The organism is Streptomyces sp. GbtcB6, from assembly GCF_019091475.1.
Lineage (GTDB): Bacteria > Actinomycetota > Actinomycetes > Streptomycetales > Streptomycetaceae > Streptomyces > Streptomyces hyaluromycini.
Genome location: NZ_JAGXJL010000225.1, coordinates 1 through 342, shown reverse-complemented (window position 1 = coordinate 342; position 342 = coordinate 1). Strand labels below are relative to the sequence as shown.

Genomic DNA, 342 nt, shown 5'->3' with positions numbered 1-342 from the left:
TCGACCTGTTCCTGGCCTCCGAGTCCGGCCAGCCCGACCTGGTGGCGGACGGGGGGACTCCGGGGTACGTCGCGCTCGGCCGGCCCGCCTTCGAGGCGGGCGGGCCCCGGGCCGCCCGGCTGCCGGGGATCATCTGGCCGCTCACCGCGTGGACCCTGGGCGGCCCCGCCGTGGCCATCCCGCCCGACCTGTCCGCCGTGGTCGCCACCTGCCGGGAGCACGGCGGTGACTGGGAGGTCGGCGTCACCCTGATGTACCGCACCCACATCATGGACGACTCGCCCGGCAACCTGCGGGGCGTCGACGAGGACCTGGCCGAGCTGCGCGTCCTCAGCCGGCGGG

The 342-nt window shown here is 76.6% G+C and carries 1 pseudogene; it reads left to right on the top strand.

From position 1 onward, the window contains the following. A pseudogene (locus KVT45_RS55245) lies at positions 1 to 342 on the top strand (AfsR/SARP family transcriptional regulator); the annotation flags it as partial.